Here is a 20,623-nt window from a genome sequence, read left to right as displayed (position 1 = left end):
CCTGATGCTAAAAGCAGCCATCGTCCTGATGCTGATTGCCACGATTGCCAGCCTGTTCAGCGGCCTGTTTTTTCTGGTCAAGGACGACAGCGATTCCAATCGCCTGGTCATCGCCCTCGCGATTCGGGTCAGCCTGGCCGCCGTCACCGTCGGCTTGATCGCCTGGGGTTTCTTCAGTGGCCAGTTGGTGTCCCACGCGCCCTGGTAGCGTTTGCCTCAGAGCACGTAGACGAAGATGAACAAGCCGATCCACACCACATCGACGAAGTGCCAATACCAGCTCGCGGCCTCGAAGCCGAACTGATGCTCGTTGTCGAAGTGCCCGCGCAGGATCCGCATCAGCATGACGAACAGGATGATCGTGCCGATGGTGACGTGGGCGCCGTGAAAGCCCGTGAGCATGAAGAAGGTCGCGCCGTAGACGCCGGAGCCCAGGGTCAGGCCCAGCTCTTTATAGGCGTGGATGTATTCCTCGGCCTGGAAACCCAGGAAGGCGCAACCCAGCAGCACGGTGATCGCCAACCAGATTTTCAGCGCGCCGCGATGGCCTTTTTTCAAGGCATGGTGGGCGATGGTGACGGTGACGCTGGAGCTGACTAGCAGAATGGTGTTGAGCAGCGGCAAGCCCCAGGGGCTGATGACCTCCTTGGGCGCCGGGAAGAGTTTCGGGTCGGGGTTGTTCAGCAACGGCCAGGCGAACTCGAAGGTCGGCCAGAGCATATGGGAAATGCCCTTGGCGCCTTCACCGGCCAAACCTGGCGCGGAGATCGTGCGCACGTAAAACAGCGCGCCGAAGAACGCGATGAAGAACATCACTTCGGAAAAGATGAACCAGCTCATGCCCCAGCGGAACGAGCGGTCGAGCTGGGCGCTGTACAGCCCGGCGCGGCTTTCCTTGATCACCGCGCCGAACCAGCCGAACAGCATGTAGGCCACCAGCAGGCCGCCGACGAAAAAGATCAGCGGGCCGTGGGATTCGGGCCGGGCGGCTTTCAGGTCGTTGAACCAGGTCGCCAGGCCGTACACCGTGACGAACATCCCGACCGTGGCGATGATCGGCCATTTGCTCTGGGCCGGAACGTAATAGTGTTCATGAGTTGCCATTTATTGTTCTCCTTATCGGGCACGCTATCGGTCAGTGTTTAAAGCCACCGGTGGATGACGAGCGGTGATATCGAACAGCGTGTAGGACAGCGTCAGGTGCTTCACTTCCTTGGGCATGTCCCGGTCGACGATGAAGCGCATGGGCATTTCGATGCGTTCGCCGGGTTGCAGCACTTGCTGGGTAAAACAAAAACATTCGGTCTTGTGGAAATACGCCGCCGCGGTGCTCGGCGCGATGCTCGGTACCGCCTGGGCACTCATCGGCCGGTCGGTGGGGTTGTGGGCGACAAAGACCATTTCGTTCACCGCCCCCGGCTGAACCACCAACTGATCGCCCTTGGGGTAGAAGTCCCAGGGCATGTCCACCGAATTGGTCGACAGGAACTGCACGCGAACCTGGCGCGACTCATCGACGGTCTGCTCGCCTTCGTATTGCCCGGCGGTCTTGCCGTTGATGCCGAACGCCTTGCACATCACGTCGTAGATCGGCACCAGGGCAAACCCGAAGATGAACATGGCCACCACCACCAGCAACAGGCGGGTGACCAGTTTCTTCATCGAAATCGAATCAGCCATGATTTCCAGTCCCTACCAGGAACCCTGTGGGAGCGAGCTTGCTCGCGATAGCGGTGTGTCTGTCACACCGAGTCGCTGCCATCGCGAGCAAGCTCGCTCCCACAGGGATTCCATGAGTCATCTCATTTCACTTCCGGCGGCGTGGTAAAGGTGTGATACGGCGCCGGCGACGGCACGCTCCACTCCAGCCCTTCAGCCCCATCCCACGGTTTGGCCGGTGCCGGCTCGCCGCCGCGGATGGTCTTGATCACGATGAACAGGAAGAAGATCTGAGTGGTGCCGAACATGAACGCGCCGATGGACGAGACCATGTTGAAGTCGGCGAACTGCAGGTTGTAGTCGGGAATCCGCCGGGGCATGCCCGCCAGGCCGACGAAGTGCATCGGGAAGAACGCCAGGTTCATCCCGACGAACGACAGCCAGAAGTGCAGCTTGCCGAGGGTTTCGTCGTACATGTGGCCGGTCCATTTCGGCAGCCAGTAGTAGGCCGAGGCGAAGATCCCGAAGATCGCGCCGGGCACCAGCACATAGTGGAAGTGCGCGACCACGAAGTAGGTGTCCTGGTACTGGAAGTCCGCCGGGGCGATGGCCAGCATCAGCCCGGAAAAACCGCCGATGGAAAACAGGATCACGAACGCCACGGCAAACAGCATCGGCGTCTCGAAGGTCAGCGAGCCTTGCCACATGGTGCTGGCCCAGTTGAACACCTTCACCCCGGTGGGCACGGCGATCAGCAGGGTGGCGTACATGAAGAACAGCTCGCCCACCAGCGGAATGCCGACCACGAACATGTGGTGCGCCCAGACGATGAACGACAGGAACGCGATGGCGGCCGTGGCGTAGACCATCGAGGTGTAGCCGAACAACGGCTTGCGTGAGAACGCCGGGATGATCGAGCTGACGGCACCGAAGGCCGGCAGGATCATGATGTACACCTCGGGGTGGCCGAAGAACCAGAACACGTGCTGGAACAGCACCGGGTCACCGCCACCGGCGGCACTGAAGAAGCTGGTGCCGAAGTGGATGTCCATCAGCATCATCGTCACGCAGCCGGCCAGTACCGGCATCACCGCGATCAGCAGGAACGCGGTGATCAGCCAGGTCCAGACGAACAGCGGCATTTTCATCAGGGTCATGCCGGGGGCGCGCAGGTTGAGGATGGTGGCGATCACATTGATTGCGCCCATGATCGAGCTGATGCCCATCAGGTGGATGGCGAAGATGAAGAACGTCACGCTTTCCGGCGCATAGGTGGTGGACAGTGGCGCGTAGAAGGTCCAGCCGAAGTTCGGCCCGCCGCCGGGGGTGAACAGCGTTGACACCAGCATCAGGAACGCCGCCGGCAGCAGCCAGAAGCTGAAGTTGTTCATGCGCGGCAGGGCCATGTCCGGCGCGCCGATCATCAGCGGGATCATCCAGTTGGCGAGGCCGACGAAGGCTGGCATCACCGCGCCGAAGACCATCACCAGGCCATGCATGGTGGTCATCTGGTTGAAGAACGCCGGCTCCACGATCTGCAGGCCGGGCTGGAACAGCTCGGCGCGGATCACCATGGCGAACGAGCCGCCTAGCAGGAACATGGAGAAGGCGAACCACAGGTACAGCGTGCCGATATCCTTGTGGTTGGTGGTCAGTACCCAGCGCATCAGGCCCTTGGCGGGGCCGTGGGCGTGGTCGGCACCGGCATGACCGTGGTCATCGATCACAGCACTCATGTCCTGTCTCCTTCGAACGAGTGGGCTGGACGGTGCGGGGCGGCAAGCCCCGACCGGTTACGGGAACACACGTCAGGCCGGCTCATTGGCTTTCCGCCTGTTTGAGTTCCAGCACTTCTTTCGGCGTCACCATGTCGCCCTTGTTGTTGCCCCAGGCGTTGCGTTCATAGGTCACGACCGCGGCGATATCGACTTCCGACAATTGTTTGCCGAACGCGGCCATGGCGGTGCCAGGCTTGCCGTGGAAGACAATGCTCAGGTGGTCGGCCTTGGGCCCGGTGGCGATCTTCGAGCCCTTGAGCGCCGGGAACATCGGCGGCAGGCCCTGGCCTTCGGCCTGGTGACAGGCTACGCAGGTGGTGTGGTAGACCTTGTCGCCACGCTCAACGAGTTCTTCGCGCGTCCATTCCTTGCTGGTCAGCTCTTTAAGCTGCGCGGCTTCGGCCTTGCGTTCCCCCAGCCATTTCTCGTAGTCGGGCTTGCTCTTGACCTCCACCACGATCGGCATGAAACCGTGGTCCTTGCCACACAGCTCGGCGCATTGGCCGCGGTACAGGCCGGGCTTGTCGACACGGGTCCAGGCTTCGTTGACGAACCCGGGGATCGCATCGCGCTTGACCGCGAAGGCCGGCACCCACCAGGAGTGGATCACGTCGGCGGAGGTCACCAGAAAGCGCACCTTGGCATCGACCGGCAGCACCAGCGGCTTGTCGACCTCCAGCAGGTAATGCTCGCCCTTGGCGCTCTGGTTATGGATCTGTTCGGCGGGGGTCGCCAGGTTGCTGAAGAACTCGACGTCCTGGCCCAGGTACTTGTAGTGCCACTTCCATTGATAGCCAGTGATCTGGATATCGATGTCCGACTCGCTGGAGTCGTACATCTTGATCAAGGTGGCGGTGGCGGGAATCGCCATCAGCACCAGGATCACGAAGGGCACGATGGTCCAGAGGATTTCGACGCGAGTGTTTTCGTGGAAATGCGCGGCATTCTGGCCGGTTGAGCGGCGGTGCATCATCATCGACCAGAACATGGCGCCGAAGACGATGATGCCGATGACCACACAGATCCAGAAGATGGTCATGTGCAGGTCGAACACTGCGTTGCTGATCTGTGTCGCTCCAGGCGCCATATTCACAGTCCAGGCCGCTTGTGCCTGGCTGAAAATCGACCACAACAGGAGGCCCATCCATACGTGTGGATGTCGCGTCATTGCGGGTTCCCCTTATCGTTCTTGTTATCCCGTAGGCGTAACGCCTGCGGCAAGGGAGAGCGGCTACATCAGACTACGAACTCGACCGCCGTGCCTTGCTGCCTATGTATCGGGTTCATCAGCTAACTCCATTCCAACCCGAGTATAGACAGCACCTGCAACCTCGCAACGCGATGGCGTAAATCGTTTGAAACAGCCGGGGCTTGCGCTAGAGCCCACGAATGGAGAAGGATGCGAGCCTGAGTGATGGCAAACCGATATAACTGCGACGCAGCAAGGATGAGGCGGTTATGAAAAATAGGTCTTAGGAGTGTTTTTGGGCCAGCTAAGTTATGTCTTCCCTATTTCTTTGCCTTTGTTTCCTGGAGTTGTCATGAACACCGCCGCATTGCGCGAGCAGATCCAAAAAGCCCAACAACACGAAGCCGAGACCGGTCAGTTGAGCCGTCAGTTGACGGCCCAACTGCCGAACCTGCACCGAGCCATTCAATTGCCGGACGCGAACGCCAACGACGTCCTGGCGCGTTTTGTCGCCGCCTACATTGATGAAGTACCCGACCTGCTGGATGCAGCCAATGATGTCGCCAGGGAGGCGGGTATCGAGTCGCAGATCAAACCGGTACTGAAGATTGCCGAACAGTACTTCCTCCAACCGCCGACCATCATGGCCGGGCATGTCGGGCTCGACAGCCTTCTGGACGAAGCCTACCTGGCACATCGGTTCGTCGAAGAGGTCAACGACCTGTACATCAAGCATTTCGGCCAGCCATTGATCCCCTTGGACATGACGGTCGCCAATCTGATCGCTCACCAGTTGATCGGTGAGGCATTTGCCAACCAACTCGATGAAGTGGTCCATCACACGTTCGATGAGATGCTCAACGACGAGACGTTTGCATTGGAGTCGGTGGAAACCTACCGCGAGAAGCTCAGCAGCCCGGAAACCGGTGCGGCCTGGAAGCGCTGGCCGTGCATGTCCCGTCGTCTGGGCGTGGGACTGGAGCTGGATCAGCCGGCGGCTTGATCCATCAGGACAACTTAAAACCTTTGTGGGAGCGAGCTTGCTCGCGATTGCATTGCATCAGCAACATCACAGTTGACTGATACGCCGCTATCGCGAGCAAGCTCGCTCCCACATTGAATCCGGGTTGTTCATAAAGCATGTGTCCAGCAGCAGCCCTCTGTGGGAGCGAGCTCGCTCGCGATTGCATTGGACCAGCAACATCGCAGTTGGCTGATACACCGCCATCGCGAGCACGCTCGCTCCCACATTGAATTCGGGTTGTTCATAAAGCATGTGTCCAGCAACAGCCCCCTGTGGGAGCGAGCTTGCTCGCGATGGCATTGCATCAGCAACATCGCAGTTGCCTGGTACACCGCCATCGCGAGCAAGCTCGCTCCCACATTGAATCCGGGTTGTTCATAAAGCATGTGTCCAGCAGCAGCCCCCTGTGGGAGCGAGCTCGCTCGCGATTGCATTGGACCAGCAACATCACAGTTGGCTGATACACCGCTATCGCGAGCAAGCTCGCTCCCACAGGGTTTATTGGGTGTCAGGCGGACGCCGCGCCAACCCCCACGGTCGTGCGCAACCGCCCCTCCAACCTACGCTTGAGCCCGCGGGATTCGATCAGCAGCTTCGAACCCTTGCTGGCATTCGCCCGGCCCCATTCTTCCAGCAACTCCAGGCACGAGTGGTCGATGTAGCTCAGGTTATTGAGCGGCACATGCACGGTGGCGCCGGTCGGTATGGTGCCCAGTACCTGGGTCAATGCCGGCACCTTGAGGAAGGTGGCGGCTCCGACCAGGCGCAGTTCCATCTCACCTTCCTGGGGCAGGTCGATCAGGCTGATTTTCAGGCGCGAGGCTTTCCAGGCCAGTTTCGCCAGAGTCAGGCCGAAGCCGATCAGCACACCGGTCAGCAGGTCGGTGAAGATGATCGCCAGGGCCGTTGCGGCGTAGGTGAACATCGGCATCCGGCCATAACGGCCCAGGCTGCGAAACGCCTTGAGGTCTACCAGTTTGAAACCGGTGTAGACCAGCACACCCGCCAGGCTCGCCACCGGAATGCTTTGCAGCACGCTGGACAGCAACAGCACGAACAGCAGTAACCACAGGCCGTGGAAAATCGTCGACATCCGCGTGGTGGCCCCGGCCTGGACGTTGGCCGAGCTGCGCACGATCACCCCGGTCATCGGCAAGGCGCCGAGCAGGCCGCAGAGCATGTTGCCGATACCTTGCGCCGACAGTTCCCGGTCGAAGTCTGCCCGTTCACCGCTGTGCATGCGATCCACGGCGGCCGCTGACAGCAGGGTTTCGGCGCTGGCGATGAAAGCCACCGCGAACGCGGCGATCAGCAGTGTCGGGTCGGCCAGGTTCAGCAGGTCCGCCGGGCGCAGCCAATCAATGGCTTCAGCCATGTTCTCCGGCACTTCCACCCGCTTGACCTGCAAGGCCAGCAGCAGGCTGGCGACGGTCGCCAGGCCGACACCCAGCAAAGCACCGGGAACGAAGCGCAGACTGTGGGGGCGAAACTTTTCCCACAGCCACATCACCGCAATCGTCGACAGACCGAGCAGGCCCGCCTGCCAGCCGAAGGACGGCAAGGCCTGGGCCACTGCCGCCGGGAACGCCGCCAGGTTATCCAGCCCGGAAGGCTTGGGCGCGGCGTCGAGCATCACATGGACCTGGGACAGTATGATCAGCACGCCAATACCCGCGAGCATGCCGTACACCACGGCCGGCGCGGTGACCCGGAACCAGCAGCCCAGGCGAAAACGCCCGGCCAACAATTGCAGCAGACCGGCCAGCAACAGGATCGGCCCGAGCATCGCCACGCCATGTTGGCGCACCAGTTCGAAGACCAACACCGCCAAGCCGGCGGCCGGGCCACTGACTTGCAGCTTCGAGCCGGCCAGGAAACCCACCACCAAACCACCGATGATGCCGGTGATCAAACCTTTGGCCGGTGGCAGGCCAGAGGCGATGGCGATGCCCATGCACAAAGGCAGGGCCACCAGAAACACAACCACCGAAGCCAACAGCTCCCGTGGCAGAACAGCTTTTAATTGAGCAGCACGCATGGCAACTCTCCCGAAGTTTTCTTCAGGCATGGCGAAGCCCTACCGCGCAAATGGCGGCAAGGCTTGAACCACACAAGTTTAAGAGTGGTTAGAAGCGCGCTTTGGGCGTCGCCACCGGTATCGGATGGCTGCCATCGAGCGGCAGGAAACGTCCCTGGTCCGCATCAAAGGCTTTGATCTCGCTGGTCTCGATGTTGTACACCCAGCCATGGATGAACAACTGACCGCTGGCCATGCGCGACGCTACCGAGGGATGCGTTCGCAAATGCTGCAGCTGCGCGATCACGTTCTCTTCGGTGAGAATGGGCATGGTCTGTTTTTCGTCGCCGCACGGGCAGTTGTCATGGACCATGGTCTTGGCCACTTCGGCGTGGCGCAGCCAGGCCTTGACCGTGGGCATTTTTTCCAGGGTGTCGGGGTTGAGTACGGCACGCATGGCGCCGCAGTCGGAATGGCCACAGACAATGATGTGTTGCACACCGAGGGCCAGCACGGCGTATTCGATGGCGGTGGAGACGCCGCCGTTCATCTGCCCGTAAGGCGGCACGACGTTGCCGACGTTACGGGTCACGAACAGGTCGCCGGGGGAACTATGGGTGATCAACTCGGGCACGATGCGCGAATCGGCGCAGGTGATGAACATCGCCCGGGGCGCTTGGGCGGTGGCGAGTTTCTTGAAGAGTTCTTCCTGTTGCGGAAAGATCTCGTGATGGAAATGCAAAAAGCCGTCAACAATATGCTGCAGCGCTGCATCGGCGGTTTCCGCCTCGGGTTGGGCTGAAGCCGACGCAGCCAACGGCTGTTTATCCTTGTCACTCATGATTCATCCTCTTTTGACGGTATTTGTGACCTGTGTGGTCAGTTCTGTTTAGCTCAACTTCGGCGCCAGAAATCCATATCCTGCGTTGCTGCTCCTCGCCATAGCGGGCTATGACTCGTCACAGCGCCTTGGCTATGGCTTTCTGGCATCCGAATTTGAACTAACAGAACTAACCACACAGGCCACCCCGTGGCTGGTTAAAATACGTCCAGGTCGTAATCCCCGACCTGTCAGTCACTCGCTGAACAAGGTAGCGGCCGAAACTTAACTCAAACTGAAATCGAAGGCTCTAGGACAATGATTCCAGGGGTGGCGAAACGCTGGCGCAGTTCATCCCCAGTAGCGGTTCCAGGTTCAACTTTAATCAAATCAACGACATCTGTCGGCCCGGCGGACAGAAGGCATCGCAGTCAAGATTGTAGCCGTCGCGACGCTCCAGCCCCAGGCGCTTGAGTGCCTTGGCGAATCGCTGGGCCAGCAGGTCGGCGAACGGGCCTTCGCCGCGCATCCGCGCACCGAAGCGGCTGTCATACAGTTCGCCACCGCGGCTCTGGCGCACCAGGCTCAGCACGTGGGCGGCGCGTTGCGGGTAATGCGCCTGTAACCACTGCTCGAACAGCGGCGCGACTTCCAGCGGCAGGCGCAGCATGACGTAGGCGGCATTCTGCGCGCCGGCGGCGTGGGCTTCGGCCAGCAGGCTCTCGATCTCGCTGTCGTTGATCATCGGGATCATCGGTGCGCACAGAACTCCCACGGCAATCCCCGCCTCCCGCATGACCTTGATCGCCCGCAGCCGCGCCTTGGGCGCCGCCGCGCGGGGTTCGAGAATGCGCTTGAGTTCATCGTCCAGGGTGGTGAGGCTGATCATCACGTGCACCAGGCGTTGTTGCGCCAGTTCGGTCAGCAGGTCCAGGTCGCGCAGGATCAGCGAACCCTTGGTGACGATGGTCACCGGATGCCGATAACGCAGCAGCACCTCGAGAATCCGGCGGGTTATCCGTTGTTCGCGCTCGATAGGCTGATAGGGATCGGTGTTGGACCCCAGCGCGATCGGTGCGCATTGATAGCCGCGCCGGGACAATTGCTCTTCCAGCACATCGGCGGCATTGGTCTTGGCGATCAGCTTCGTTTCGAAATCCAGCCCCGGCGACAGGTCCCAATAGGCATGGCTGGGGCGTGCATAGCAGTAGATGCAGCCGTGCTCGCAGCCTCGGTACGGGTTGATCGAGCGGTCGAACGGGATATCGGACGAGGTGTTGCGGGTAACGATGGTCTTCGCCGTTTCGATGCGCACTTCGGTGCCCTGGGTCTGCGGGACTTCCTGATACCAGCCGTCATCTTCGGCCACCGAGCGACTCGGGGCGAAGCGGTTGTGCGGGTTGGTCGCGGTGCCGCGGCCGCGCGGTGGAAGGGGGGCTGGCATGGGAATACTCCGAAAGCTGTATGTGCATACAGTATTCGCTGTATTCGATTAAGGCCAGTGCCATTCAGCAGCCCAAATACCGGATCGGCGTTCACAACGCTTTGACGTTCTGCTCACAGGCTTTTAACCGCAGCGAGCCGAAACTGAGCCTTTCGTATTTCTTCATTGTCGGTCGTCCGTGCATGCTCAAGTTCTGCTCCCGTTCGTTGCTCTGCCTGGCCTTGCTCACCGGGCTGGCCGAGGTACCCGCTCAAGCGGCCGATTCCCCTGAGACGAGGCCCGCTGAATGGGCACAGCCGGTGGAAAAGGACTACAACCTCTACCAGATGTCCCCCACGCTCTACCGCAGCTCCCTGCCGGACGGCGGGGCGGTGCCCTTGCTGACGAAGCTCAGGATCGGCACGGTCATCACCTTCCTGCCGGAGTCGGACAAGCGCTGGCTGTCCACCCCCGGCATCGAGCAAGTGCAGTTGCCCTATCGCACCAATCACGTCGATGACAGCGACATACTCAGGGCCTTGCGCGCCGTCCAGGCGGCCGAAGCCAAGGGGCCGGTGCTGATGCACTGCAAGCACGGCTCGGACCGCACCGGGCTGGTGGCCGCCATGTACCGGGTGGTGGTCCAGGGCTGGAGCAAAGAAGACGCCCTGAATGAAATGACCGAGGGTGGCTTCGGTGACAGTCATCACTTCAAGGACGGAGTGCGCTACATGATGCAGGCCGACATCGACAAACTCCGCACGGCGCTGGCGAACGGCGATTGCAGCACCAGCGTCTTTGCCCTTTGCTCCTTGGAAAGCTGGGTCAATTCAACGGCGCCGGCGCAGCACCTCGACCCCCAGGTGGCGCTACCGCAGCATTGATCGGCGGCGTGCCGGTAAAGGCGGCGATGGATTCGGACAACGGTCGCAAGTCGCCCGGGGCAAAAACGGTTTCGCGCAGTGCCCGGCCTGTTGCCGGGTTGAACAGCCCGTCACGTTGGAATCGCTGGAACACGTTGGCGGCCAGTGCCTTCGACCAGGCATAGGCGTAGATCCGCGCGCCATAGCCGGTCACCAGGTAATCCAGGCCATTGGGCCAGCGCTCGTTCGCGGACACCGGTAAATGCCCCACCTGCGCACTGGCTTGATCGAACACCTGCTGGACGGTCCGCCCATCGCCGTGGGTGCGGTGCAGCTCCATATCGAATAACGCGTTGCGCAACAGGACGGCGGTTTCCCAACTGGCCTGGGTGGTGGCAAAGGTCAGCAGTTGGCCGGCGACCTTGTCAGGCATCGTCGCCCCGGTTTGATAGTGCCTTGAGACACGCAGCAGGCATTGCCTGGAGAAGCACCATTGCTCGAACAACACCCCGGCAAACTCGGCGGTGTCGCGGGACAGGCCAGAGACGCCCGACAGGTCACGGTACTCGGCACGGGTCAGGACATGCTGCAGGCAATGACCGAACTCATGGAAAAGAATCCGCAGTTGCAGATGATCGAGCAGGACCGGGTCCGCCCCTACGCTGCGCGGCAGCCAGGCATGCAGCGTCGCAATGGGGTGTCGCGGGCGTCCCTCGGCGGTGATGCGGCGGCTTCTCAGGGTGGTGGTATGGGGGTAGCCGTCTCGGCTTGCATCCGCAAACGGATCGAAATAGAGGTAGCCAATGACCGCTCCCCATTCGCTGACTTCGAAAAGGCGCACATCCGGGTGCCAGGTCGCCACGTCATGTCGCTCGGCGAAGCTCACCCCGAACAGCTCCGTCGCTATCTGCAGTAGCTGGGCGAAGGTGGATTCCAAGGGGAACCAGACGCTCAGCGCTTCCTTGGAAAGGCCCGCTGCCTGCTGGCGAAGTTGATTCGCCAGGTAGGGATAGTCCCACGGCTGGAGTTCGTTGAAACCCTGTTGCGTGGCAAAGGCCTTGAGCTGGCGCGCGTCCCGGTCGAAAGCGCCGTGCTGTCGTTTGAGTTGGGCCCGCAGGAACGCCAGGACTTCTTCGGTCGACACGGCTTGCTCGTTCTCGATCGCCATTTGAGCGAAATCCCCATAGCCCAGGACGGTGGCGTACCGATGACGGTCTTCCAACAACTGCCTGAGGATGTCGCTGTTGTCGAAATGGCCCGCCTGGGGGCCCTGATCCGATGCGCGGGTGCTGTAAGCCTCGTACATCTGCTGACGTAGGGCGCGGTTGTCGGCGTATTGAGTGACGACGCCAAACGATTCCTCGCTGAGCGTCAGCAACCATCCCGTGTGCCCAGCGTCACGTGCCCGCTGGGCCATCTGTTGTTTGAAGCGCGACGGCAGGCCGCTCAGCGGGGCTTCATCGTCAAACGCTTTGCTCCAGGCCTGATTGGCCATGTGCAGGTTTTCCAGGAACAACCCCTGGAGCTCGTTGGTGCGCAACTTCAACAGATTCAGGTCGGCCGACAGGTGCTCTGCCGACCTGTTCTGGTGAAACTGGCCGAGGATTTTCTTCAGGACCCGTTTACGAGCCGGGGCGAAATGCTCGGCGATCTGGCTGTCTGCCAAGCGCTGGTAAAGCGTGAACAGCGTGGGGTGTTGTTTGAGTTCAACCTGGAAGTCATGCAGCCGTTCAGTGCATTCCAGGGAAGCCTGCGCCCAGGCCGTCCCTGGCCTGGTCGTGGTCAGCAGATGCAGCAGGTAGCCGAAACTCTCCAGGCGTGCATGGATTTCGTCCACGGCCAGTACAAGGTCATCCCAGGTGGGAAAGGGGGTCTGGGTCTTGATGATATCGGCCACTTGGGCGCGACTTTCCACCAGGATCCGGTCCAGGGCCGGGGAGAAATGTCGGGCCTGGATGTGGGCAAACGGGGGCAGGTCATAGGCCTGCAACAGCGGATTGTCAGCGTCGAGCATGGGAACCTTCCGGTCAGTCTGTACTTGCTGGACAGTCTGTAAAGGAAGGGCCCGGGCCCGGCGGTAAATATGTATCGCTTCCGGGCCGGGCGGCCCGGAAGGTGATGCCGCAGATGTCAGTCGGTTTTTTTCTTCAACTTGGGGTTGGGGAAAAACTGCACCGCCTGGACCTTGGCGTCCGGCACCTTGAGCGCCGAGGTGTTCACACGGGTGCCCAATTCCTTGGGCACGGACAGGCCTTGCTCGTTGAGCGTGTCGGAATAACCGCAGGCCACGCATTCGCGGTGCGGCACGCCGTCTTCGTTCCACATCATCAACTTGTCCGGTTCACTGCACGCCGGGCAGACCGCCCCGGCGATGAAGCGTCGTTTGGTAATCACAGGCCCCTCACTCATGCTGCCGCGTCCTCACTCAGGCCGCTATGGCGCAAGAGTGCGTCAATCGATGGCTCACGGCCACGGAAGTCGACGAACAGCACCATCGGTTCCTGGGAGCCGCCACGGGCAAGGATCGCCTCACGGAAGGCACGCCCGGTGTCGGCGTTGAGCACGCCGTCCTCTTCGAACTTGGAGAAGGCATCGGCCGACAGCACTTCCGCCCACTTGTAGCTGTAATAGCCCGCCGCGTACCCGCCGGCGAAGATGTGGGCGAAGCTGTTGGGGAAGCGGTTGTAGGCCGGTGGGCGCATGACCGACACCTCGTCGCGCACGCCTTCGAGCACTTGCAGCACGCTACGGCCATCGCCGTGGGTGGCGTGCAGCTCGAAGTCGAACAGCGAGAACTCCAGCTGACGGACCATCATCAGGCCGGACTGGAAGTTTTTCGCCGCGAGCATTTTTTCCAGCAGGTCCTGGGGCAGTGGTTCGCCGGTTTTGTAGTGACCGGAAATCAGCGCCAGGCCTTCGGGTTCCCAGCACCAGTTCTCCATGAACTGGCTCGGCAGTTCCACCGCATCCCAGGCCACGCCGTTGATGCCGGACACGCCAGCGTGTTCGACGCGGGTCAGCAGGTGGTGCAGGCCATGGCCGAACTCGTGGAACAGGGTGGTGACTTCATCGTGGGTCAGCAGCGCCGGCTTGCCGCTGTCGGCCGGGGTGAAGTTGCACACCAGGTTCGCGACGGGGCTTTGCAGGACGCCTTCGAAGGTGCGACGACGGTCACGGGCACCGTCCATCCAGGCGCCGCCACGCTTGTTGGCGCGGGCATAGAGGTCGAAGAAGAAGCGGCCGACGTGCTGGCCGTTCTCCTTGATTTCGAACAGGCGCACATCCGGATGCCAGCTATCGAAGCCTTTCAGTTCGGCGATCTCGATGCCGTAGAGACGCTGGACGATGGCGAACAGGCCGCTGAGGACCTTGTCGATCGGGAAGTAGGCGCGCAGGGCTTCCTGGGCCACGCTGTAACGCTGCTGGCGCAGTTTTTCACCGTAGAAACCGCTGTCCCAGCTTTGCAGGTCGGGGCAGCCCTGTTCGGCGGCATAGGCCTTGAGCTGTTCCAGGTCCTGGGCCGCGAACGGCTTGCTGCGCTTGGCCAGGTCACGCAGGAAACTGAGGACCTGGTCGCTGGATTCGGCCATCTTGGTCGCCAGGCTCAACTCGGCGAAGTTGGCGAAACCGAGCAATTGGGCCAGTTCCTGACGCAGGTCGAGGATCTGTTCCATCACCGGGCCGTTGTCGTTCTGGCCGGCGTTCGGGCCCTGGTCCGAGGCGCGGGTGCAGTAGGCGGCGTAGACTTCTTCACGCAGGGCGCGGTCTTCGGCGTAGGTCATCACGGCGTAGTAGCTGGGGAATTCCAGGTTGATCAGCCAGCCGTCCAGCTCCTTGGCCTGGGCGGCCGCGGCCATTTGTGCCTTGGCCGAATCGGTCAGGCCGGCGAGGGCGGTTTCGTCAGTGACGTGCTTGGTCCAGGCCTGGGTCGCGTCCAGCAGTTGGTTGGAGAAGCGGCTGCCCAGCTCGGACAGTTTGCTCTGCACCTCGGCGTAGCGCTTCTGCTGCTCGGGCGGCAGGTCGATGCCCGACAGACGGAAATCACGCAGGGAATGTTCGAGGATGGTTTTCTGCGCCACGTCGAAGCCGGCGGCTTCCGGGCTGTTCGCCAAGGCTTCGAAGGCCTGGAACAGTTCGCGGTTCTGGCCCAGTTCGGTGGAGTAGGCACTCAGCGCCGGCAGGCAGGCCTCGTAGGCTTCGCGCAGTTCCGGGCTGTTGCGCACGGCGTTCAAATGACTGACCGGGCTCCAGGCGGCGCCCAGGCGATCATTGAGCTCGTCCATCGCCAAAACCAGGCGGGCCCAGGTAGGCTGCTGGCCTTGGGTCTTGAGGATTTCGGCAATGGCCGCACGGTTATCAGCCAGGATCTGCTCGATGGCCGGTTGCACGTGCTCGGCACGGATCGCCGAGAATGGCGGCAGGTCATAGGGCTGCAAAAGAGGGTTGTTCACGCTCACGGTCGACACCTTGGCTGGAAGAAACATTGGCCCATCTTAATTACAATCGGCGTTCACCGCAGCTAGCAGCGCCTATCACCGGATAAGAGAGAGCCTATCGTGACCCTTCGCACGTACCAGAACCACAGCCCGCGGCTAGCCCGTGGCGCTTTTGTCGACAGCACCGCGGTGGTGATCGGCGACGTCGAAATCGGCGAAGACAGCTCCGTCTGGCCGCTGACGGTCATTCGCGGCGATATGCACCGCATCCGTATCGGTGCGCGTACCAGCGTCCAGGATGGTTGTGTGCTGCACATCACCCACGCCGGGCCCTTCAATCCGGATGGCTTCCCGTTGCTGATCGGTGACGACGTGACCATCGCCCACAAGGTCATGCTCCATGGTTGTTCGGTGGGCAGCCGGATCCTGATCGGCATGGGCAGCATCGTCATGGACGGCGCGGTGGTCGAAGATGACGTGATCATCGGCGCCGGCAGCCTGGTACCGCCGGGCAAGCGCCTGGAAAGCGGCTTTTTGTACGTGGGCAGCCCGGTGAAACAGGTCCGGCCGCTGACAGACAAGGAACGCGCGTTTTTCACCTACAGCGCGGCGAACTACGTGAAGCTCAAGGACCTGCATCTGGCCGAAGGTTACGACCAGGCCTGAAGGGGTCGCCTGCCATCCCCTCATTCATCGTGGCGAGGGAGCTTGCTCCCGCTTGTCAGTGATATTCCCCAGGAACTGCCATGCATTACCAAACCGTACTCTTCGACCTCGACGGCACCCTCACCGACCCCCGGGAAGGGATTACCCGTTCGATCCAGTTCGCCTTGAGCAAGCTGGGCATCGACGAACCCGACCTGACCCGCCTCGAGCACTTCATCGGCCCGCCGCTGTTGCAGGCCTTCATGCAGTTCTACGCCTTCGACGAAGCGAAGGCCTGGGAAGCGGTGAATTTCTATCGTGAGCGGTTCAAGGTCACCGGGCTGTACGAAAACCGCGTCTTCGACGGCGTGATGCCGCTGCTGGAAACCTTGGGCGGCCAAGGGCGTCAGTTGTACATCGCCACCTCCAAACCCTGGGTCTTCGCCCGGGAAATCGCCCGCCACTTCGACTTCGCCCGGCACTTCAAGGTGATCTACGGCAGCGAACTGGACGGCACCCGTACCAACAAGGTCGAGCTGATCGCCCACCTGCTGGCCGAAGAAGGCCTCGACCCGGCTAGCACCCTGATGATCGGCGACCGCAAACACGACCTGATCGGTGCCCACAGCAATGGCCTGGATGCGGCAGCGGTCGGGTATGGGTTTGGCAGCCACGAAGAACTCAGCACCGAGCGCCCGGCGTATCACTTCCAGACGGTGGAAGCGTTGCATCAGGCGTTTTTGCGGCGCTGACCGGGTCGCCATCGCGAGCAAGCTCGCTCCCACAGAGGATTGCCATTGTTCACAAATGTTGCGAGCAGCCCCAACGCCTGTGGGAGCGAGCTTGCTCGCGATGGCGGCAGCACAGACACCCCCGGCCCCAAGGTGTAGCCGTGTCCCGGTCCAAACGGGGCTCGCTGTATACGAACGCGCTGATTCAGGCCCTGAACTGGCTGGGCGCCACGCCGCTCCAGCGCACGAAGGCATGGCGGAAGCTGGCGGTTTCGCTGAAGCCCAGTCGTTCGGCGATTCGATAGATCGGCAATTGGTCCTCGCAGAGCATCTGCTTGGCCCGCTCGAAGCGCAGTTCGTCCAGCAATTCCTGGTAGCTGCAGCCCAGGTCCTTGAGGTGGCGGCGCAAGGTGCGCGCCGAGCAGTTCATCTGTTCGGCCAGGCCCTCCAGGCCGGGGGCGGCGTCCAGTTGGGTGTCGAGCAACTGGCGGATCCGTCCCAGCCAGGCTTGGCGTCCGGTGAATTCGGTGTTCTGCCGGCGACAGCGTTCGGCCATGGCGTGATGGGTGATGGGGTCGGCCAGGGGCAAGGGTTGCTCGAGCCAGTGACGGTCGAAGGCGAAAGCGTTATCGATGCTGTCGAAGCGCACCGGGCAGTCGAAGAGCGCGGTGTAGCGCGCCTGGTAATCGGGCGCCGGGTGTTCGAAGCGCGCAGCGTGCAACGGCAGTGCATGGCCGAGGAGGTCATTGCAGATCACCTTCAGCGAAACCATGCAGAACTCGGCGTTGAACACCGCCAGGGCCGGGTTCTCCCGATAATCGCTGGCGCTGAACCAGATGTGCTCGCCATCGTCGTCCAGATTCAGCTCGTAGAGTGTTCCCAACAGCGCCGGATAGCGCAGTGCCAGGCGCAAAGCGTCACCTAAGGTGGCACTGGTGAGCAGGGCATAGCCGAGCATGCCGTAGGACGAAACGTGCATGCGCAGGCCCAATTCCAGGCCGATGTCGCGCTTGAGGGCCACGGCGTTGGCGCAGACCTGCATTTCCTGGTTGGTGGTGATGCGCGTATCGGCCCGGCTCAGGTCCGCCGCGCTGATGCCGCTGCCGGCCAACAAGGCATCACTGGGCAAGCCTTCGCTTTTAAAGGTGCTCAGTACCAGCGAGACGGCGTTGAGGGTGGTGAGGTGGGAATGAAGCATGTCCGTTTCCAGCCAGGGGAAGCTGGAAACGGAGCAAGTTATATGCCGGATGAAAATCGGAAGCTCAATACAACACCCAATGTGGGAGCGAGCTTGCTCGCGATGGCGGTGTGTCAGTCGCCGCTGAAGTCGACTGTCAGCCCGCTATCGCGAGCAAGCTCGCTCCCACAGGGATTGCCGGGTGTCAGATAAGCTCGCCACACAGATCCAGCTCTACCAGCCGCCGAACCTCTTCCACCGGCAGGCCAGCGCCGATCAACGCCTGCAATTTGCCGAACGCGGCCTCGCGGGTCATGCCGCCGCCGGACAGCACGCCGACACCGCGCAAGCGGCTACCGGCTTCATACACGTCCAGCTCGACGCCACCTTCGTGGCATTGGGTCACCGCCACGACCACCACGCCGCTGTCCCGCGCCCGCTCGAGGCTGGCGAGGAAGGCCGGGTTGTCGCTCGGCCCGGTGCCGCTGCCGTAGCATTCCAGCACCAAGCCCTGGATACCGCTGCCCAGCAGGCCATCGAGGATCTGCGCACTGATGCCGGGAAACAGCGGCAGCGCCGCGATATTCGCCAGTTGCTTGGGCTGGTTGTAGTTCAACTGCGTTGGCAGGGTCGGCGCCGGGGTGCCGCCGCCCTGGCGTTCCAGGCGCTTGAACGGATGACGACCGAAGCTGCGCACCTTCGCGCAACGGGTTGGTGCCAGCAGCTCACCGTGGAAGTACAAGTGCACGCCCGGCGCCAGGCCCTGGCCGAGGGCGACCAGGGCGCCGCTGAGGTTTTCCCAGGCGTCGCTGTCGGTCACGCCGGCGGGCAGCATCGAGCCGGTGAAGCAGACCCGCGCATGCAGGCCCAGCAGTTGGAAGCTCATCGCCGCCGCGCTGTAGGCCAGGGTGTCGGTGCCGTGCAGGATCAGTACGCTGTCGCAGCCCTGCACGTCCACGGCATCGACTACCGCTTCGCGCAGTTGCTGCCAATAGGCCGGGGTCATGTTGGCGCTGTCGATCAACGGCGACATTTCCCGGAAGCGCCATTGCGGCACGACGAGTTCGGGTTGGCTGTGCAGGTAATCGCGCATCCGCGCTTCGAAACCGGATGCCGGGGCCAGGCCGTGGGCACTGGCCTGCATGCCGATGGTGCCGCCGGTGTAGAGCACCATGACGTGCTGGGCGGCAGGGTAGGTCGAGGAATTCATGGTTGTTCTCCGAGGACGAAAACGGCAGCTTGGGTCAGCCGCCACAACATAAGGCCGAGCATGACGCCGACCCTACGCTGTGTCACGCCGGGCGCAGGGGATGCGCCCGGTTTTTTACAATCGGCCTGCCGATCAGCGTTGCGCTGCGGCCACGCCAGCAGTCGCGGCGTCAGGCTTGGCAACCGGCGCCGACGGGGTGGCTGGCCACGCCTTGCGGTCCAGATCCAGGTCCGGGAACTTGCTGGAGTCGAAGACCGGAACCTTGATGCCGGCCGAACGCTGGTCATCGTAGTCACGCAGGATGCGCATGCCGACCTTGAATAGCAGGAACAGCGCGATCAGGTTCACGAACGCCAGCAGCGTCATGGTGATGTCGGCGAAGGCGAACACGGTGCTGAGGTTTTCGATGGCGCCCCAGAAAATCAGGACCAACACCAGCGCGCGGTAGGCGATCAGTGCCTTGCGGTTCTCCCCGAGCATGAAGCGCAGGTTGTTCTCGCCCAGATAGTAGTTGTAGAGGATCGAAGTGAAGACGAACAACGCCAGGGCCACGGAGATGAACATCCGGCCCCAGTCACCGACCACGGCTGCCAGGGAGTTCTGGGTCAGGGCAATGCCGTCGCCTTCGAAACCCGGGGTGTAGAAACCCGACAGCAGGATCAGCAGCGCGGTGCAGGTGCAGATCACGAAGGTGTCCAGGAACACGCTGAACGCCTGGACCACACCCTGGGCTACCGGGTGCTCGACCGACGCTACGGCGGCCACGTTAGGGGCACTGCCCAGGCCGGCTTCGTTGGCGAAGACGCCACGCTTGACGCCCATGACGATGGCGCTGCCGATCAGGCCGCCAAAGGCCGGGTCCAGCCCGAAGGCGCTTTTGACGATGGTCGCCAGCATGGCCGGTACGTGGTCGAACTGCAGCACGATCACGTAGATGGTCACGCCGATGTACACCAGGGTCTTGACCGGTACCAGCAGGTCGGCAACCTTGGCGATACGCTTGATCCCACCGATGAACACCAGGCCCAGCAGCACGGCCAGGCCCAGGCCTGTGTAAGTGGTGTCGAGGCCGAAGGCGTTGTTCAGGGAATGGGTGACGGCGTGGGCTTGCAGGCCGTTGAAGGCGAAGCCGAAGGTGACCAGCAGCAGGAACGCCATGATCATGCCCAACCAGCGTTTCTGCAGGCCGTGCTGGATGTAATAGGACGGGCCGCCACGGTACTGGCCTTCGGAGTCGCAGCGCTTGTAGAGCTGGCCGAGGGAGCACTCGAAGAAGCTGCTGGACATACCGACCAGGGCGGTTACCCACATCCAGAACACCGCACCAGGCCCACCGAGGGTTACGGCGATGCCGACACCGGCGATGTTGCCCGCGCCGACACGACCGGCCAGGCTGAGCATCAGGGCCTGGAAGGAACTGAGCTGGTCAGTGCTGCTTTTCAGGCTGTCACGGAACACCGTGAACATGTGGAAGAAGTGACGGAACTGGACGAAACGCGAGCGGATCGTGAAGTAGCCACCGAGCCCGACAATGAGCACGATCAGCACTTTCCCTGATAGGAAGTCGTTGATGACTTCGAGCATGAGTATTCCTCGCTGTTTTTTGTTTAAGCAAATGCTGGCCATTTGGAAATATCGCGTTACATCGGTC

General features: G+C 61.9%; 18 protein-coding genes. 5 read left to right on the top strand and 13 right to left on the bottom strand.

Annotated elements, in window-relative coordinates; genetic code table 11:
• The first annotated feature begins 4 nt into the window (after positions 1-4).
• The gene (locus J4E63_RS26950; RefSeq protein WP_092205492.1) at positions 5-208 is read left to right on the top strand and encodes a twin transmembrane helix small protein; all 204 of its coding nucleotides are present in this window, start codon (positions 5-7) and stop codon (positions 206-208) included.
• Positions 209-216: 8 nt separating this feature from the next.
• On the opposite strand, the gene J4E63_RS26945 is transcribed toward J4E63_RS26950, so the two are convergent.
• From J4E63_RS26945 to coxB, 4 genes are all read right to left on the bottom strand, one after another.
• Positions 217-1,104 carry a cytochrome c oxidase subunit 3 gene (locus tag J4E63_RS26945; protein ID WP_207283833.1) on the bottom strand — a complete coding sequence of 296 codons (888 nt, stop codon included), beginning with the start codon at positions 1,102-1,104 and terminating at the stop codon, positions 217-219.
• 24 nt (positions 1,105-1,128) lie between these two features.
• Positions 1,129-1,680, bottom strand: a complete 552-nt coding sequence (locus J4E63_RS26940) for a cytochrome c oxidase assembly protein (protein ID WP_092167719.1) — start codon at positions 1,678-1,680, stop codon at positions 1,129-1,131.
• 122 nt (positions 1,681-1,802) lie between these two features.
• Entirely contained in the window at positions 1,803-3,395 is a 1,593-nt protein-coding gene (gene ctaD, locus J4E63_RS26935) for a cytochrome c oxidase subunit I (RefSeq protein WP_207283832.1), read from the bottom strand.
• A gap of 82 nt (positions 3,396-3,477) precedes the next feature.
• Positions 3,478-4,605: a cytochrome c oxidase subunit II gene (coxB, locus tag J4E63_RS26930; RefSeq protein WP_092334156.1), complete on the bottom strand. Its 1,128-nt coding sequence runs from the start codon at positions 4,603-4,605 to the stop codon at positions 3,478-3,480.
• A 373-nt stretch (positions 4,606-4,978) separates the two neighbouring features.
• Between coxB and J4E63_RS26925 the strand changes: the two genes are divergently transcribed.
• On the top strand, positions 4,979-5,629 hold the full coding sequence (locus J4E63_RS26925) for a hypothetical protein (RefSeq protein WP_060739825.1): 651 nt from the start codon (positions 4,979-4,981) through the stop codon (positions 5,627-5,629).
• Between the two features lie 529 nt (positions 5,630-6,158).
• On the opposite strand, the gene J4E63_RS26920 is transcribed toward J4E63_RS26925, so the two are convergent.
• The 3 genes from J4E63_RS26920 to J4E63_RS26910 all read right to left on the bottom strand — a co-directional run bounded on the left by J4E63_RS26920 (position 6,159) and on the right by J4E63_RS26910 (position 9,931).
• Positions 6,159-7,688, bottom strand: a complete 1,530-nt coding sequence (locus J4E63_RS26920; RefSeq protein ID WP_207283831.1) for a SulP family inorganic anion transporter — start codon at positions 7,686-7,688, stop codon at positions 6,159-6,161.
• Between the two features lie 88 nt (positions 7,689-7,776).
• Complete coding sequence (locus J4E63_RS26915) at positions 7,777-8,508, bottom strand: carbonic anhydrase (RefSeq protein WP_060739823.1); 732 nt, start codon at positions 8,506-8,508, stop codon at positions 7,777-7,779.
• Positions 8,509-8,872: 364 nt separating this feature from the next.
• On the bottom strand, positions 8,873-9,931 hold the full coding sequence (locus J4E63_RS26910; protein ID WP_207283830.1) for a PA0069 family radical SAM protein: 1,059 nt from the start codon (positions 9,929-9,931) through the stop codon (positions 8,873-8,875).
• A gap of 182 nt (positions 9,932-10,113) precedes the next feature.
• Between J4E63_RS26910 and J4E63_RS26905 the strand changes: the two genes are divergently transcribed.
• Positions 10,114-10,794 carry a tyrosine-protein phosphatase gene (locus tag J4E63_RS26905; protein WP_207284193.1) on the top strand — a complete coding sequence of 227 codons (681 nt, stop codon included), beginning with the start codon at positions 10,114-10,116 and terminating at the stop codon, positions 10,792-10,794.
• Here J4E63_RS26905 and J4E63_RS26900 read toward each other — a convergent pair.
• The 3 genes from J4E63_RS26900 to prlC form a co-directional block, all read right to left on the bottom strand.
• A complete protein-coding gene (locus J4E63_RS26900) occupies positions 10,736-12,787 on the bottom strand; it encodes a M3 family metallopeptidase (RefSeq protein WP_207283829.1) in 2,052 nt (683 codons plus the stop codon). The two genes, J4E63_RS26905 and J4E63_RS26900, sit on opposite strands and share 59 nt — an antisense overlap.
• Positions 12,788-12,903: 116 nt before the next feature.
• Positions 12,904-13,182 (bottom strand): YheV family putative zinc ribbon protein, encoded by a 279-nt coding sequence (locus tag J4E63_RS26895; protein WP_047230061.1) that lies wholly within the window; start codon positions 13,180-13,182, stop codon positions 12,904-12,906.
• Positions 13,179-15,257, bottom strand: coding sequence for an oligopeptidase A (gene prlC, locus J4E63_RS26890; protein WP_207283828.1), 2,079 nt, complete (start codon positions 15,255-15,257; stop codon positions 13,179-13,181). The genes J4E63_RS26895 and prlC overlap by 4 nt, the downstream gene beginning before the upstream one ends.
• 72 nt (positions 15,258-15,329) lie before the next feature.
• On the opposite strand from prlC, the gene J4E63_RS26885 reads away from it, so the two are divergent.
• Both J4E63_RS26885 and J4E63_RS26880 read left to right on the top strand, forming a co-directional pair.
• Positions 15,330-15,875: a gamma carbonic anhydrase family protein gene (locus J4E63_RS26885; protein WP_060739819.1), complete on the top strand. Its 546-nt coding sequence runs from the start codon at positions 15,330-15,332 to the stop codon at positions 15,873-15,875.
• An 80-nt stretch (positions 15,876-15,955) separates the two neighbouring features.
• The gene (locus J4E63_RS26880; RefSeq protein WP_207283827.1) at positions 15,956-16,606 is read left to right on the top strand and encodes an HAD family hydrolase; all 651 of its coding nucleotides are present in this window, start codon (positions 15,956-15,958) and stop codon (positions 16,604-16,606) included.
• 184 nt (positions 16,607-16,790) lie between these two features.
• On the opposite strand, the gene J4E63_RS26875 is transcribed toward J4E63_RS26880, so the two are convergent.
• The 3 genes from J4E63_RS26875 to J4E63_RS26865 all read right to left on the bottom strand — a co-directional run bounded on the left by J4E63_RS26875 (position 16,791) and on the right by J4E63_RS26865 (position 20,556).
• Entirely contained in the window at positions 16,791-17,783 is a 993-nt protein-coding gene (locus J4E63_RS26875) for an AraC family transcriptional regulator (protein ID WP_192264164.1), read from the bottom strand.
• Between the two features lie 184 nt (positions 17,784-17,967).
• The gene (locus J4E63_RS26870) at positions 17,968-18,972 is read right to left on the bottom strand and encodes an asparaginase (protein WP_207283826.1); all 1,005 of its coding nucleotides are present in this window, start codon (positions 18,970-18,972) and stop codon (positions 17,968-17,970) included.
• 132 nt (positions 18,973-19,104) lie between these two features.
• Positions 19,105-20,556 (bottom strand): sodium:alanine symporter family protein, encoded by a 1,452-nt coding sequence (locus J4E63_RS26865; RefSeq protein WP_207283825.1) that lies wholly within the window; start codon positions 20,554-20,556, stop codon positions 19,105-19,107.
• Between the last annotated feature and the right edge of the window lie 67 nt (positions 20,557-20,623).

Origin of the sequence: Pseudomonas sp. FW300-N2F2 (genome assembly GCF_017351655.1) — a bacterium.
Lineage (GTDB): Bacteria > Pseudomonadota > Gammaproteobacteria > Pseudomonadales > Pseudomonadaceae > Aquipseudomonas > Aquipseudomonas fluorescens_AA.
This window is presented reverse-complemented; position numbering and strand designations above follow the sequence as displayed.

Coding starts and splice junctions, on each gene's coding strand:
- J4E63_RS26950 (WP_092205492.1), top strand. CDS start 5: ATGCTAAAAGCAGCCATCGTCCTGATGCTGATTGCCACGATTGCCAGC.
- J4E63_RS26945 (WP_207283833.1), bottom strand. CDS start 1,104: ATGGCAACTCATGAACACTATTACGTTCCGGCCCAGAGCAAATGGCCG.
- J4E63_RS26940 (WP_092167719.1), bottom strand. CDS start 1,680: ATGGCTGATTCGATTTCGATGAAGAAACTGGTCACCCGCCTGTTGCTG.
- ctaD (WP_207283832.1), bottom strand. CDS start 3,395: ATGAGTGCTGTGATCGATGACCACGGTCATGCCGGTGCCGACCACGCC.
- coxB (WP_092334156.1), bottom strand. CDS start 4,605: ATGACGCGACATCCACACGTATGGATGGGCCTCCTGTTGTGGTCGATT.
- J4E63_RS26925 (WP_060739825.1), top strand. CDS start 4,979: ATGAACACCGCCGCATTGCGCGAGCAGATCCAAAAAGCCCAACAACAC.
- J4E63_RS26920 (WP_207283831.1), bottom strand. CDS start 7,688: ATGCGTGCTGCTCAATTAAAAGCTGTTCTGCCACGGGAGCTGTTGGCT.
- J4E63_RS26915 (WP_060739823.1), bottom strand. CDS start 8,508: ATGAGTGACAAGGATAAACAGCCGTTGGCTGCGTCGGCTTCAGCCCAA.
- J4E63_RS26910 (WP_207283830.1), bottom strand. CDS start 9,931: ATGCCAGCCCCCCTTCCACCGCGCGGCCGCGGCACCGCGACCAACCCG.
- J4E63_RS26905 (WP_207284193.1), top strand. CDS start 10,114: ATGCTCAAGTTCTGCTCCCGTTCGTTGCTCTGCCTGGCCTTGCTCACC.
- J4E63_RS26900 (WP_207283829.1), bottom strand. CDS start 12,787: ATGCTCGACGCTGACAATCCGCTGTTGCAGGCCTATGACCTGCCCCCG.
- J4E63_RS26895 (WP_047230061.1), bottom strand. CDS start 13,182: ATGAGTGAGGGGCCTGTGATTACCAAACGACGCTTCATCGCCGGGGCG.
- prlC (WP_207283828.1), bottom strand. CDS start 15,257: ATGTTTCTTCCAGCCAAGGTGTCGACCGTGAGCGTGAACAACCCTCTT.
- J4E63_RS26880 (WP_207283827.1), top strand. CDS start 15,956: ATGCATTACCAAACCGTACTCTTCGACCTCGACGGCACCCTCACCGAC.
- J4E63_RS26875 (WP_192264164.1), bottom strand. CDS start 17,783: ATGCTTCATTCCCACCTCACCACCCTCAACGCCGTCTCGCTGGTACTG.
- J4E63_RS26870 (WP_207283826.1), bottom strand. CDS start 18,972: ATGAATTCCTCGACCTACCCTGCCGCCCAGCACGTCATGGTGCTCTAC.
- J4E63_RS26865 (WP_207283825.1), bottom strand. CDS start 20,556: ATGCTCGAAGTCATCAACGACTTCCTATCAGGGAAAGTGCTGATCGTG.